The organism is Pedobacter sp. Hv1, from assembly GCF_001412215.1.
Taxonomy (GTDB): domain Bacteria; phylum Bacteroidota; class Bacteroidia; order Sphingobacteriales; family Sphingobacteriaceae; genus Pedobacter.
This window is the reverse complement of sequence record NZ_LLWP01000014.1, coordinates 56172-69542: the sequence shown is the minus strand read 5'-3', so window position 1 is coordinate 69542 and position 13371 is coordinate 56172. Positions and strand designations below refer to the sequence as shown.

The window sequence follows — 13371 nt, the reverse complement described above, 5'->3', positions numbered from 1 at the left end:
TTTTTGAAATCAAAAATTTATGTATCCTTGTGTATTAATTCACTAATACACTAATGAAACTATGAGAACTTTTATCTTTATCCTCTGCTGCTGTTTCAGCTTAATGGCTACCGCACAAACCAACCCATCTTTACAGATCAGTGGAAAAATAACCGATTCGTTAACCAAAAATCCAATTGATTTTGCCACCGTTTTATTAAAAAACGACAAAAAGGTTTTCCTTAAATCTGTGGTATCTACCAAAGATGGTTCATTTACACTGAGCGGTCTTTCGGCTGGCAATTACCTGCTCAACATCGTATACGTAGGTTACCAGACCAAGGTTATTCCAGTACTATTGGGTACCACCTCTAAAACTTTCGATCATATTGCATTAACACCGGCAGCTACTCAATTAAAAGGAGTAGAAGTGACTGCCGATCGACCCTTAATTAAACAAGAAATTGATCGGATTGCCTACGATGTTAAAGCAGACCCCGAAAGCAAAGTAACCAATGTATTAGAAATGATGCGTAAAGTACCTTTGTTATCGCTTGATGCTGATGACAACATTCAATTGCAGGGAAACAGCAATTATAAAATCTTGATCAATGGTAAACCCTCTGGCATGATGGAAAGAAACCCAAAAGATATCTTGAAAAGTATGCCTGCATCAAGCATTGAAAAAATTGAGGTGATTACCACACCACCTGCAAAATACGATGGTGAGGGTTTGGCTGGAATCATCAATATCATTACCCATAAAAAAGCAGATAATGGCTCTAATGGCACAATCAACTTCAGCGAGCGTTTTCCTGTGGGTGGCCCGGGTTTGGGCGGCTCATTTACGGTAAAAACTGGTAAATTCGGTATTTCGACCATGGCGGGAGGAAATTTAAACAGTTCTCCCCTATTGAACAACAGCAATACAAGGTTAACCCACGGCACCAACCCTACCAGTTTATTTCAAAATGGAAACAGAGATTTCTCTGGAAAAAGTGCTTATGGTGGTGTAGAGCTCAGTTATGAAATAGATAGTTTGAACTTAATTTCAGGACAGTTCAATTACAACGCCAATACAAATGAAAGTTTAAACACACAATATTCGGCACTGCACAGTTCAAGCGCATTAATGCAAAGTTATCAGCTGATCAACAGCTTGGAGGGTTCTGGAAATGGCACTGATGCTGCCTTGAACTATCAGCTTGGCTTTAAAAAAGATAAAAATCGCTTATTAACCTTCTCTTATCGTTATTATAATTTCCGCAACAAACAGTTCAACAGTGTAGACATTTTTAATCCTGTTGCCTACAATGTACCTAATTACAGGCAAGACAACTCTGGTGGATCTTCTGAGCAAACTGTACAGATCGATTATGTATATCCATTAAAAAAACTAACTATTGAAGCTGGCGTTAAAGCTATTTTTAGAAACAATAGCAGCGATTTCCAATTCTTATCAATGAACCCATCTGGTGAATTTATAGCCGATCCATTGAGAACCAATACCTTCGACAATCAACAGAATGTGTATGGCCTATACAATACCTATCAGTTTAGCCTCAATAAATGGGGTATTAAAGCAGGAATTAGGCTAGAGCAGACCGAAATTGATGCCAATTTTGTTGGTGCTAACCTAAACCTAAGCTCGTTAAACTTAATTCCTTCGGTTTCTGTCAACCGCAAATTTAAAGACATGAGCAGTATTAATTTTGGTTTTACCTCTAGAATACAAAGACCAGGTATTAACCAACTGAACCCTTTTGTTGACCGCTCTAACCCTAATTTCGAAACCTCTGGTAATCCAGACCTTAAACCTACCAGTGGTCAAAGTATAGAGATTAATTATAGCCGTTTTAAAAAGGCATCAATAAATATAGGCATGCGTGCCATGTTTATCAGTAACATGGTGATGCCAAGTGTAGTAACAGACCCTGTAAGCAATATTACCCGCAGTACTTTTGGCAATACCGGGAGCGCTACTTTAGTGGCCGTAAATGTGAATGTCAACTATCCATTTAACAATCAACTGCGAGCAAACCTTGGCGCAATGATCAGCTACGGCATGGTTAAAGGCGAAGTGAATGGCATCGCATTAGACAAACAAGGTTTCATGAACCGTGCTTTTACCTCATTGAGTTATCGCCCAAGCAAAACCTGGCAAACTACTGCCAGCATGAACTATAACGGGCCAAACCTTAGCTTACAAGGTACCACCAATTCTTTTGTGAGTTCTTCATTTAGTGTAAGCAAAGACCTCTTCAACAATAAGGTTTCTATTTCTTTTGCAGCCAATAACGTTTTTGCCAAATACAGAAATGCCATCAACTTTACCGATGGGCCAAACTTTAGTCAAGAAAGTTACAACCAAAATTACCAACGCAACTTTACCACCAGCTTAAATTATCGTTTTGGTAGGCTAAAAGAAAGCATCAAGAAAAACAAAAAAGGAATCAATAATAATGATGTTTCTGAAGGATCAAACCTTTAGTTCAATCAGCATCATACTCCATCAAAAATCTACTCAAATGAGTGGATTTTTGATTTTTAAACCCCTACTTATTTGCTAAAGGGATAAAAACAAAAAAGCTTGAACCTTGGCCTAATTTACTTTCAAATCCAATTCTCCCCCCTTGTCGTTCTATAAATTCCTTACACAAAACCAGGCCTAAACCAATCCCTTTTTCGTTATTTGTACCGTATGCAGGTTCTGCTTTAATGGAAAAGATCTTTTCCAATTTCTCTGGCAGAATGCCCTGCCCATTATCTTTAACTGTTATTTTGCATTCGTCGCTTACTACTTCGGCATTGATCTCAATCAATCCACCCTGTGCGGTAAATTTCACGGCATTGCTAATCAGGTTACGGATCACTAATTGTAACATATCAACATCGGCAATCACCATTAACTGAGCCGGAATAGTATAGTTTAAGGTAATTTCTTTTTTTAGGGCATGGGTTTGTTCCATTTCTAATGTACTTAGCAATACCTGAAGCAGGTTAACTTCTAACAATTTTACTGAAGAACCTTCCATTTGCGATTTAGACCAATGCAATAAACCCGAAAGCATATCAACTGCATTATTGGTCGATTTAAGCAAGGTACTTTCTAATACAGGTCTTTCAGTGCTATCTACCTCATTGGCCTGAAGTAGTTCTAGGTAATTTTTGATATTGATCAGTGGGGTACGCAGATCGTGAGATATGATCGACATCAGTTTATTCTTCTCAATATTGCTTTGTTCCAACTGGTCCTTTTGCAACAAAATCTGCTCCTTACTTATTTCTATGGCTATGGTTTTCTCCTCAGCTTCTTTTCGCTCAATATCATAGCTCCTTCTTACAAATTTAATAATCAGATAGGTAACGATTACAGGAAGTGGAAATGCGGTAATGCGATCAACAAACCTTTCTTCGTCGGTACCAAAAGGATGTTTAACCAATGAGGGATCGTAATGTTCAATCAAATGGATGATGACAAAGCAAAGCAAATAGATGATCAACCACCTCAAGTGTTGTTGATAGGGCGAAATGGCCAGCACCATTAATAGGTAGGCAGGCCAAATCAGGTCGGTAGAGCCATTGATCCCAGAATTGGTGAAATAATTGACACTAAAAACCAGAATCCCTACTATTGCAAATAGTGTATTGTTGTGTGGCTTGTTCAGAAACCTAGAAGCATAATATTGATAAATAAAGAACAAGACCAATAAAAGGGCTGAAATGGCACCTACATAAATTCCAGCATACAGATTATAAGGGGCATATATACTGCCCAATATGATCAAGCCAATACTAATAGAATGAAAGATCCTGCTTTCTAAAGAGAAAGCGGAGGGACTACCAATAAGGTTTGACCAAAAGTTACTGTTAAAAACACCACTACTGAATTTAGGCATGAATAAGTTTAAAGATCATCTACGTTTGGCAAAAAGCTAAATAAATACCATGATACCACAGTAAAACTAACAATAGCAATTAAATTTAATGGCATTTTGTTTTTAAAATTTATCCAATAGGGCATTATGGTTAGAAAAATAAGGTCTTGTAACAAACCTTTTAAACTTGCGTTGAGGCCAAGCTGCGCCAACACATCACTATCCGTTAAATTAACCCAGCTTTATACCATGGTTTATTCTGATTAACCTAAAATGTGGTGAGGCACAGATTGATAAAAAATTTGTACTTTCAGTTAACCGAATCTCAAACTGAATGGAACAAAATACCACACTCACCTTATTTCTCCCTATTGCATTGGGCATCATTATGCTTGGCTTAGGCTTAAACCTCACATTAGATGATTTTAAACGAGTGGTGCGCTACCCAAAAGCCATCCTCATTGGCCTGTTGTGTCAAATGGTACTCTTGCCCGTGCTTTGTTTTGGCATTTGTATCATGTTTAACCTCCCTGCTGCATTGGCGGTTGGTTTAATGTTATTGTCGGCCTCTCCGGGCGGTGCCACAGCCAATCTGTATAGCCATTTGGCCAAAGGCGATGTTGCCCTCAATATTTCATTAACTGCCGTTAATAGTGTACTTACGTTATTTACGCTGCCCTTTATTGTCAATTTTGCCATTGATTATTTTATGCAGAGTGGGCAGGTTGTACCCATGCAGTTTAAAAAAATAGTAGAGGTATTTGCCATTGTATTGGTTCCGGTTACCATTGGGATGCTGATCAATTATTTCTCTCCTCAAATCTCCAAAAAAATGGAGAAACCAGTAAAAATCATCTCTGCCATTTTTTTGGTATTGATTATTGTGGGAGCCATTGTGAAAGAAAAAGATCAGTTTGCTACCTATTTCCAGCAAGTGGGCTTAGCCTGCCTAACATTTAATGTGGTAAGTATGGCTATTGGCTATTATGTTCCATTTCTACTGAAGGTAAACAAAAAACAATCTATCGCCATTGGTATGGAAATCGGCATTCACAATGGTACATTGGCCATTTATATTGCCTTAAATGTAATTGGCAACAGCATGATGAGTATCCCACCTGCAGTTTATGGTTTGATTATGTTTTTTACGGCCGCCTTATTTGGTTACTTGGTGAGCAGAAAGCAACAAAACATTGCCCCTCAGTAAAAACATCAAAAGCAGTTCCGTAAAAATTAAGATAGAAAATACACTCTTCGTTAATTGGAGATGAAGATTCTCTATCTTAGTTCTCCTTACCTAAAACAATAACCATGAACTATTTTAACCTAAAGAAAAACAAGGCATTACTCTTTGTCTTATTCTTATCTACCTTTTCGGCTCTTGCCCAAGAAAAAGCCAAACCCGTATTTAAAGATGGCGAAGCCCAAATTGTACCTTTATTTGATACGCCCGACAAATGGATCCGCCATGACCTGTGGGTAGAAACTACATTTGATACTGATGGTGATGGTAAACCAGATCGGATGCATGTAAGTGTAACCCGTCCTTTTCAAACCGAAACGGAAGGTTTAAAACTTCCCATCATTTACGAAACAAGTCCTTATTATGCAGGTACAGCTGGTACAGCACCTGGAACTTTTTGGGATGTGAAACATGAGGTGGGCGAAAAACCACCAGTAGCACGTATCCACCCTACTGTAAAAAGAACCGGCACCAGACCGATCATCTCCAATTCATTGATTAGAGAATGGGTTAAAAGAGGTTTCATCATTGTCCATTCTGAATCGCCGGGAACTGGACTTTCGCAAGGATCGCCAACAGTAGGTGGTATCAACGAATCCTTAGCGCCTAAAGCTGTAATCGAGTGGCTTTCTGGAAAAGACAATGGCTATACCACACCAGATGGCAATGAAAAAGTAAAAGCGTACTGGAGTACCGGAAGTGTAGGCATGACAGGTACTTCTTATAATGGCACCCTGCCTGTTGCAGCTGCAACTACGGGTGTAGAGGGCTTAAAAGCAATTATCCCTGTGGCACCCAACACTTCTTATTACCATTACTACCGTTCTAATGGGTTGATTAGAAACCCAGGAGGATATTTGGGTGAAGATGTAGATGTGTTATACGATTATATCCATAGTGGCGCAGAAGATAAAAGAGCTTATTCAGACAAAACGATCAGAGACGGAGAAATGGCCAAAGGAATGGACCGTGTTACTGGCGACTATAATGATTTTTGGGCAGGTAGAGATTACCTAAATGCCATTAAACCCATGAAAGCTGCCTTGCTGATGTCGCATGGTTTTAACGATTGGAACGTAATGCCAGAACACAGCTACCGCATTTACAAGGCTGCTGAGGCCAAAGGATTGCCTGTACAGATCTATTACCACCAAGGTGGGCATGGTGGACCACCACCCCTAAAGATGATGAACCGATGGTTTACCCGTTATTTGTTTGGCATTGAAAATGGTGTAGAAAAAGAACCGAAAGCTTGGATTGTAAGAGAAAAAGATGCCAGTTCTAATCCAACTCCTTATGCCGATTATCCAAACCCTGATGCCAGTGACGTTAAACTTTACCTTGGTGCCGGAGGAATGGCTCAGGGTAAACTCTTAACTACTCAACCAACAAAACAAACCCCAGAAAAACTAATTGATGATGTTTCATTTTCTGGAAGTGATTTGGCCAAGGCCGAAAAATCAGACCATCGATTGCTTTATATCAGTCCGGTTTTAAAAGAAGCAGTACACTTATCAGGTCTTGCCCAAGTAACGGTTAAATTAGCCAGTAGTAAGCCTGCGGCCAATTTTTCGGTGTGGTTGGTGGCCTTGCCATGGAGCGAGGGAACTGGGGTAAAACTGATGGACAATGTGATTACCCGTGGATGGGCCGACCCTCAGAACAACAAATCATTGAGCAAAAGCGCTCCATTAACTCCTGGTAAATTCTACGACCTGAAATTCAATCTTCAACCTGATGATCAGATTATCCCTGCTGGGAAGCAGATTGCTTTAATGATTTTTTCCAGCGATAAAGAGTTTACGCTATGGCCAAAACCAGGAACAGAAATCACTATTGATTTGAATGGCACTACGCTTACTTTACCTGTAGTTGGCGGAGCTAATGCGTTGGAGAAAGCGATCAAGTAAGTTAGATTTATCACAATGATACAAAAGCCACTTATTTAGGTAAGTGGCTTTTTCTTTATCGACAATCTAAATCATCAACAAATCAAAAGCAGTCTATATTCACCATCGTTTTCTAGTGGTGCTCGATGCACACAAGGTAAAACCTGTTGTTCAGGATGGTCTACTGCCAGTTTCCACAGATGGCCAATACCTAAATTTAAAGGATGGGCATTGGGTTTAGGATGGTAATGCAGATCGAAAGAATACTCTTTCAAAAAGTCTTCAAATTCTGTTTCCGGGCCATCATATAATTCCTGAAGCTTTTGCCGAATTTCAGGAATTAACACCTTCTGCTCTACCTGATCATTAGGTATGATATCACTTGCGGCACCATCATAAGTACATAAAAAAGTGTCAGCAGCAATAGGCGAACGATCTACATGATAAGAATAAACATCGGTTGAAATGAAATCTAATTCTTCATCTCGCTCGTAACTTTTGAGTAAATTAAGCACCGGCAAAGCGCCCAAATCTGTCAACAACTTCAAATCATTTAGTATGATTTCTCTGGCCATATCCCCTTCATTTGATAAGGACAGGGCTAAAAGCTCTTCAACAGCAATATCTGTTACATTTTCTTTCAACTGAAGCTTAGCCACAATTTCTTTGAAATCTCCAACCAGATTTCTTTGCCAGCAAATGGCATTCATTGTGCCCTGAAATTCCGTATTGATCAGTTCATCAAATGTTGAAACTACACCAACCTGGTTGTTATCGGAAAATTTGCTGTTCATATTTTTTATTCAACAATTATGCTAGTCAATTTAAAAAGAAGTGCTTGATATTAATATTTACACCCTTTTGATTTCAAAATTAGTTAAAAGAGAGCTGAATTTTTCATTTAACATACTGCCCAATAAAATCCTTTCTAGGAATCATATGCAAGTAGGCATAAGCACCAGAAAGTTGTGCTCGTTGTTTCAGCTGATATAAAAAATAACCACCCAAATCAAAAATCAGTGGACATTTGGCTTCATACCAGACTTTGTGTGGGTGGCGCCAAGTGAAAGAATATAAATGAGAAGTTAAAGGAATATCCCGCAGTTCGGGGTGATGGAAAGTGAGTACCCTAGGTTTGGGCAAAATCAAGTCGTTTTTACGTACCATGGTCAGGTTTGCGGTATGCGAAAATTCAAAATCTGCTAAGCGTGGATCATTTACATCGGGCAAATGTTTGAGGATTTTAAAGCCTTTGAACTTTTTACCATTGATGACCCAAACCAAACGAGGGTAAAAGGTTTCTCTACTCTGCAGCTCCGTTAAGGCTATTGGAGAGTTTTGGAACTCGATGGTCGTTCCGCAAGGTGTATGCACATCGGCCCGATGGTAATAACCCTCTTCCCTATTCAGGAAAGTTTTTTCTCTATAATCGACCGGAAATGCTTTTTTCCATCCGCTATGCCATTCGGTCTCTCCGGGGAAAACCCGAATTTTTGCGATCTTTTCTACATCAGCAACAGGTTCCAGTGGATTTAAAAAAGACATCGGTTCAATAGGCATCGTACAAAAATAGACATTCAGTCTGAGTGCTGAAAGCAAAGCTCAAACTTGACCAATTGGTGTATGTTGATCACCAACAGATTTTCTTTGATTAAGCAAAAGATGTGAGTTGAAGCACTTCAAATATAGATCTACTGTAAGCCAGGCTGTTATCCAACACCACCAAAACATCAAGGTGGTCATATTGTTTGTAAGCAATGGTGGAAGGTTTTTGATTTAACCATTCATCAAAAACCATAACTACGCCTTTGATGTCTTTTGGAACGACTAATAAACCTGTCACAGTTCTCCCATCAATCCTACTCCCTAAAGGGACCAATTGCATGCTGATCAGCTTACAAGCTTGGTGATAATTCATTCCTTCTGCATCTCCATTATCAATTGTAGACATCATTTGAAACATCGCTTTGTTCAAAAATAGTCATATAGAAAGTGGTGTTTGTTAGATAAACAACTGAAAAAAGATGGTTGAACAACTATTATTTTACCGTTCTTTTGCTCACCTTTTATTGAGGGTTCTTTGATTAAACAATATGTTGATATTAGCTCAAATAGATTTGAGCCCTAGCCGAATTTTATTTAAATTAGTAAACACCAAAACCATCTTACCCCTATTTGAATGCATAGCATCTTACCTTTTTTATTGGCAATGGTTGCCGCCATTGTACTTTTACAAATGTTAGCTACCAAACTTAGGGTGGCCTACCCTATTCTATTGGTAGTTGCAGGGCTGCTCGTCAGTTTTATTCCCGGCTTACCCGTTGTCAAAATCAATCCAGACCTGATCTTTTTCATCTTCCTACCTCCTTTGTTGTTTGAAGCGGCTTGGTCTATTTCATTTAAGGAAATGAAAAAATGGTGGCGAATCATTACCAGTTTTGCTTTTCTGGTGGTCTTTTTCTCGGCATTGTCTGTTGCATTGTTTACCAATTATTTCATTCCTGGATTTTCGCTTGCACTGGGTTTTCTTTTGGGTGGTATTGTTTCTCCGCCAGATGCGGTAAGTACGGGAGCCATTATGAAATTTGTTAAAATTCCTAAATCTACTTCGGCCATTTTAGAAGGAGAAAGTTTATTGAACGATGCTTCTTCATTGATCATCTTTCGCTTTGCTTTGGTAGCCGTAGGCACCGGACAGTTCATTTGGCAAGAAGCTACCTTAACTTTTCTGTGGATGGTTATTGGCGGAATTGCGATTGGCCTGTTATTGGCATGGCTCTTTGTGCAGGCCCATAAAAAACTCCCTACCGATGCACCTTCTGATATTGCACTGACACTTATTGAGCCTTATTTTATGTATTGGATTGCAGAACAATGCCATAGCTCTGGCGTGTTGGCTGTGGTAGCAGGTGGTTTGTTCATGTCGGCTAAGCGCTTAATTTTCTTGAACAGTTCCAGTCGGATTAAAGGGTATAGCGTATGGGAAAGTTTTGTATTTATCCTCAATGGCATTGTTTTTCTAATTATTGGTTTGGAGCTCCCCGAAATTACAGCGGGTCTCAGGGCTGATGGCATTCCGCTCAATACCGCTATAGGTTATGGTGTGCTGGTTACTGGTGTGTTGATTTTGGCCAGGATCATTAGTTCTTATGCGGCTTTGGTTACCACCATGATCTTTAGGCCAAGTGTAACGCCTCGTTCTACTTCTACCAAAAGAATGTTAATGATGCCACTTTTATTGGGTTGGACAGGTATGCGTGGTGTAGTGTCGTTAGCGGCTGCCCTAGCCATTCCGGTGGTTTTTGAGAATGGACTTGTATTTCCGCATCGAAACCTGATCTTGTTCATCACTTTTGTGGTCATTTTACTTACCCTATTGGTACAAGGCCTTACTTTGCCATACCTTATTAACAGAACGCAATTATTTAATGGACTTTATGAAGCACCAGAAATCAGCCATCAAATTAAACAACAACTGCGACAACATATCTCTAAATTTCTGCAAGACAAATATGAAAATGAGTTGCACGATCGGAAAACAATAGAGAAAATATTACACCATTGGGAAGAAAAAACCAAAGCAGCCAATGACGATTGGATGAATGAAAAAGCCAAGATTCTCTTTGTAGAGATGTTAGAAAGTCAGCGGCAATTTCTGGCAGAGCTCAATAAAGATCCAAAAATTAATGAAGAAGTGATCCGTCAACAGTTATACCAGATTGATTTGGAAGAAGAACGATTAAAGATCATTTAACATTTGTCAGATCAATAATTGAATAAGCCAGCGCAAAGAATTTTACGCTGGCTTATTTACTGTTTAATATTATTTTTTGGCATTAAACACGACCCATTAGTGGATCGGAAATGCTGTTTTTGCCAGTTTCTATTCTTCCAGCATACTGGTAGGCAAATATGGAATTGCCTTGTATGGTTAAGGTAAAATCATACCAAGCCCCACTCTGTTTGGTAGGTACAATCAATTGCGAACTTTTGCCTTTTTTGAGGCTAATGGTTTTGGTAGCATTGCCATAAGCATTGTCTTTAAGCTCCACTTTTAGATCGCGATCTGCTAAAAGATTAACCAATACATTTCCGGTAGCCATTTTAATATTCAGCAGTTCTGGCGATACTTTAATGTTCAAACCCGAAGCTTGTTTACCACCTTTAAAAGACCTGAAAAAACCATTTGCACCATAACACTGCAACAGGTAATAATCGGCAACAAAATCTGCCAATGGCCATTGATAGCTAATCTGGTCTCCAGGTATTACACAAAAATTCCATTGGTTCATGGTTACCTCTTCGCTTTTATCCAATTTAGCTAGTTTAAATGTTCCTGGTGCATATACTTGAAAAGCACCTGCTGCACTTTTACTACCAAACAATGTTTTTCCGGCAGCAAAATGCATTTCTAACTGACCATTGGCCAATTGTACCAAGTTAACTTCATGCTGATAAGGCAGCGCATTGGCTAATTTAGTACCCGGTTCTTGACTAGGAAGGAACTCGTTGAACTTACCTGTTTTATTGGCTTGTTGCAGTTGTTGTTCGCTAATGGCACTGAAGTTTCCAGGAAGTGGTTTAAATTGGGCAGCATAGATGCTCTCGATAAATTTATTTCTTTCCAATGGTTTGAGCTGAACAGCTTGTTCATTGGCTGGTCTAAATGCAGAAGTTAAATCTCCGCACACTTCCCTTCTCCAAGTACTGATATTGGTCTCTTTAATCACCTTACCCGTTTTGGCGGCGATGAAATGTTCTAAAAACTGTAGGCAAGAGGTATGATCGAAAATTTGCGAATTTACGTAACCACCTTTGGTCCAAGGCGAAGCAATGACCATGGGCACCCTAAATCCAAGTCCGATAGGGCTATCTTTGCCCTCTTCTTGTGGAGCTTTTGGATCTATGCCCGAAAATTCTGTTGCGGTATTGATGCCTGCAGAAGTTTTTCCGGTATAAGGTCTTTGGCTGTGCGGAGGTACAAAAGGCGATTGGTGATCGAAATAACCATCACTCTCATCGTAAGTGAGCACAAAAATTGTTTTTTTCCATACTTCCTCATTTTTGGTCAGGATATCTAATATTTCAGAGATATACCATGCACCATGCCACGGAGAACCCGGATGATCGGAGAAACGGCAGGGTGCAACCAACCAAGACACCATAGGTAACTTGCCATTTGCTACATCGGCCCTAAACTGATAAAGGATATCACCCTTGGGCACTACCATTTGTCGTTTTACCCCTGCATCATCATAGTCTATCTGTTCTACTTTATGGTAATCAGGATCAGCCTCATTGGTTACAAAAGCCCTCTTGTGGATATTTTTTTCGAAATCGCTTAAGGCAGCAAAACCTTGTTCGTTCCAAGTCTTGATGGCTTCTTGTACTTTTACCAAAGTCTCCTTTTTTGTAACCAGTAATTTTTGTTCTTGCTCATCTTTAGGCAATTTGGCTTCTAAATGATTGATCTCTTGAGGTAGATCTGCTAGCTGTTTACGCAAAAAGGCCATATGTGCCGGATGAAACCGAACTTTGTATTGTTTAAAAAACTCGAGACTATTGTCGGTAAAATTGGCCAACCAATCATCTTCCTCATCCTTAAAACCTACCGGAAGGCTCAATTCGTTCTGGTAAACCTTCCAAGGAATCTGTGCTTCTTCCAATCGTTCTGGATAAGTTTTCCAACCTACATTTTTGTAATCGATCTGACCATTAAAAACATGTGGCAAAGACTTTTCGTCGTGCGGATTTTCCCTAACCGCTCCAGACCAGAACGAAGTACGGTTAGAACTTGTACCTGTAAGCGTAGAACAGAAATGTTGGTCGCAGATGGTAAAGGCATCGGCCAAGGCATAATAAAAAGGAATATCTTTTCGATCAAAATACCCCATGGTTAATGGCATGTGTTCATAAGCCCTAGCTGCTTTCTTAGCTTCTAACCAAGTATCCATTTTACCTTTGTTTCTAGCACCAACCATGTCTGTCCAAGAATGCGGCAGTGAACCCATCCAGGTGATTTTGGAATTTTTGATATCTAACCTAAAAGGCGCATAAGTCTGCCCTTGTTTATTGGTTTGAAACCAAATTGGAAGTCCATTTTGTTGTTTCAGTACCCTCGGATCATTAAATCCCCTTACCCCCTTTAAAGCACCATAGGCATGATCAAAAGAACGGTTTTCCTGCATCAGAAAAACCACATGTTCAGCATCCTTATAGCTACTACCAGGAGTAGGTTCAATAGACATGGCCTTTAGCAGTGAAGGTGGTACCATATTGGCAACAGTGGTTAAGCCTGCAAACAAACTTGTCTTTTTTAAAAAGTCTCTTCTAGAATCCATTATACGATAAATATAAAAAAGGGCCATTTCATTAAAAATGG

Annotated in this window: 9 protein-coding genes; 4 read left to right on the top strand and 5 right to left on the bottom strand. The window is 39.4% G+C overall.

The window, feature by feature from the left end:
• The first annotated feature begins 61 nt into the window (after positions 1 to 61).
• The gene (locus AQF98_RS21675) at positions 62 to 2470 is read left to right on the top strand and encodes an outer membrane beta-barrel protein (protein WP_055134066.1); all 2409 of its coding nucleotides are present in this window, start codon (positions 62 to 64) and stop codon (positions 2468 to 2470) included.
• Positions 2471 to 2534: 64 nt separating this feature from the next.
• Here the strand turns inward: AQF98_RS21675 and AQF98_RS21670 are convergent, their stop codons facing one another.
• Positions 2535 to 3878 (bottom strand): sensor histidine kinase KdpD, encoded by a 1344-nt coding sequence (locus tag AQF98_RS21670; protein ID WP_055134065.1) that lies wholly within the window; start codon positions 3876 to 3878, stop codon positions 2535 to 2537.
• Positions 3879 to 4191: 313 nt separating this feature from the next.
• On the opposite strand from AQF98_RS21670, the gene AQF98_RS21660 reads away from it, so the two are divergent.
• Entirely contained in the window at positions 4192 to 5064 is an 873-nt protein-coding gene (locus tag AQF98_RS21660) for a bile acid:sodium symporter family protein (protein ID WP_055134063.1), read from the top strand.
• Between the two features lie 104 nt (positions 5065 to 5168).
• Positions 5169 to 7010 carry a Xaa-Pro dipeptidyl-peptidase gene (locus tag AQF98_RS21655; RefSeq protein ID WP_055134062.1) on the top strand — a complete coding sequence of 614 codons (1842 nt, stop codon included), beginning with the start codon at positions 5169 to 5171 and terminating at the stop codon, positions 7008 to 7010.
• 74 nt (positions 7011 to 7084) lie between these two features.
• Here the strand turns inward: AQF98_RS21655 and AQF98_RS21650 are convergent, their stop codons facing one another.
• The 3 genes from AQF98_RS21650 to AQF98_RS21640 all read right to left on the bottom strand — a co-directional run bounded on the left by AQF98_RS21650 (position 7085) and on the right by AQF98_RS21640 (position 8943).
• The gene (locus tag AQF98_RS21650; RefSeq protein WP_055134061.1) at positions 7085 to 7783 is read right to left on the bottom strand and encodes a hypothetical protein; all 699 of its coding nucleotides are present in this window, start codon (positions 7781 to 7783) and stop codon (positions 7085 to 7087) included.
• Positions 7784 to 7886: 103 nt separating this feature from the next.
• Positions 7887 to 8534 carry a hypothetical protein gene (locus tag AQF98_RS21645; RefSeq protein WP_055134070.1) on the bottom strand — a complete coding sequence of 216 codons (648 nt, stop codon included), beginning with the start codon at positions 8532 to 8534 and terminating at the stop codon, positions 7887 to 7889.
• Positions 8535 to 8640: 106 nt separating this feature from the next.
• Positions 8641 to 8943 carry a hypothetical protein gene (locus AQF98_RS21640; RefSeq protein WP_152969785.1) on the bottom strand — a complete coding sequence of 101 codons (303 nt, stop codon included), beginning with the start codon at positions 8941 to 8943 and terminating at the stop codon, positions 8641 to 8643.
• A gap of 225 nt (positions 8944 to 9168) precedes the next feature.
• On the opposite strand from AQF98_RS21640, the gene AQF98_RS21635 reads away from it, so the two are divergent.
• Positions 9169 to 10743 (top strand): Na+/H+ antiporter, encoded by a 1575-nt coding sequence (locus tag AQF98_RS21635; protein ID WP_055134059.1) that lies wholly within the window; start codon positions 9169 to 9171, stop codon positions 10741 to 10743.
• Between the two features lie 82 nt (positions 10744 to 10825).
• Here the strand turns inward: AQF98_RS21635 and AQF98_RS21630 are convergent, their stop codons facing one another.
• Positions 10826 to 13330, bottom strand: a complete 2505-nt coding sequence (locus tag AQF98_RS21630; protein WP_055134058.1) for a phosphocholine-specific phospholipase C — start codon at positions 13328 to 13330, stop codon at positions 10826 to 10828.
• Positions 13331 to 13371: the final 41 nt, after the last annotated feature.

Excerpts from the sequence above, each read along its gene's own strand:
- AQF98_RS21655 (WP_055134062.1), top strand. The coding sequence starts at position 5,169 with ATGAACTATTTTAACCTAAAGAAAAACAAGGCATTACTCTTTGTCTTA.
- AQF98_RS21670 (WP_055134065.1), bottom strand. The coding sequence starts at position 3,878 with ATGCCTAAATTCAGTAGTGGTGTTTTTAACAGTAACTTTTGGTCAAAC.
- AQF98_RS21660 (WP_055134063.1), top strand. The coding sequence starts at position 4,192 with ATGGAACAAAATACCACACTCACCTTATTTCTCCCTATTGCATTGGGC.
- AQF98_RS21645 (WP_055134070.1), bottom strand. The coding sequence starts at position 8,534 with ATGTCTTTTTTAAATCCACTGGAACCTGTTGCTGATGTAGAAAAGATC.
- AQF98_RS21630 (WP_055134058.1), bottom strand. The coding sequence starts at position 13,330 with ATGGATTCTAGAAGAGACTTTTTAAAAAAGACAAGTTTGTTTGCAGGC.
- AQF98_RS21635 (WP_055134059.1), top strand. The coding sequence starts at position 9,169 with ATGCATAGCATCTTACCTTTTTTATTGGCAATGGTTGCCGCCATTGTA.
- AQF98_RS21640 (WP_152969785.1), bottom strand. The coding sequence starts at position 8,943 with ATGATGTCTACAATTGATAATGGAGATGCAGAAGGAATGAATTATCAC.
- AQF98_RS21650 (WP_055134061.1), bottom strand. The coding sequence starts at position 7,783 with ATGAACAGCAAATTTTCCGATAACAACCAGGTTGGTGTAGTTTCAACA.
- AQF98_RS21675 (WP_055134066.1), top strand. The coding sequence starts at position 62 with ATGAGAACTTTTATCTTTATCCTCTGCTGCTGTTTCAGCTTAATGGCT.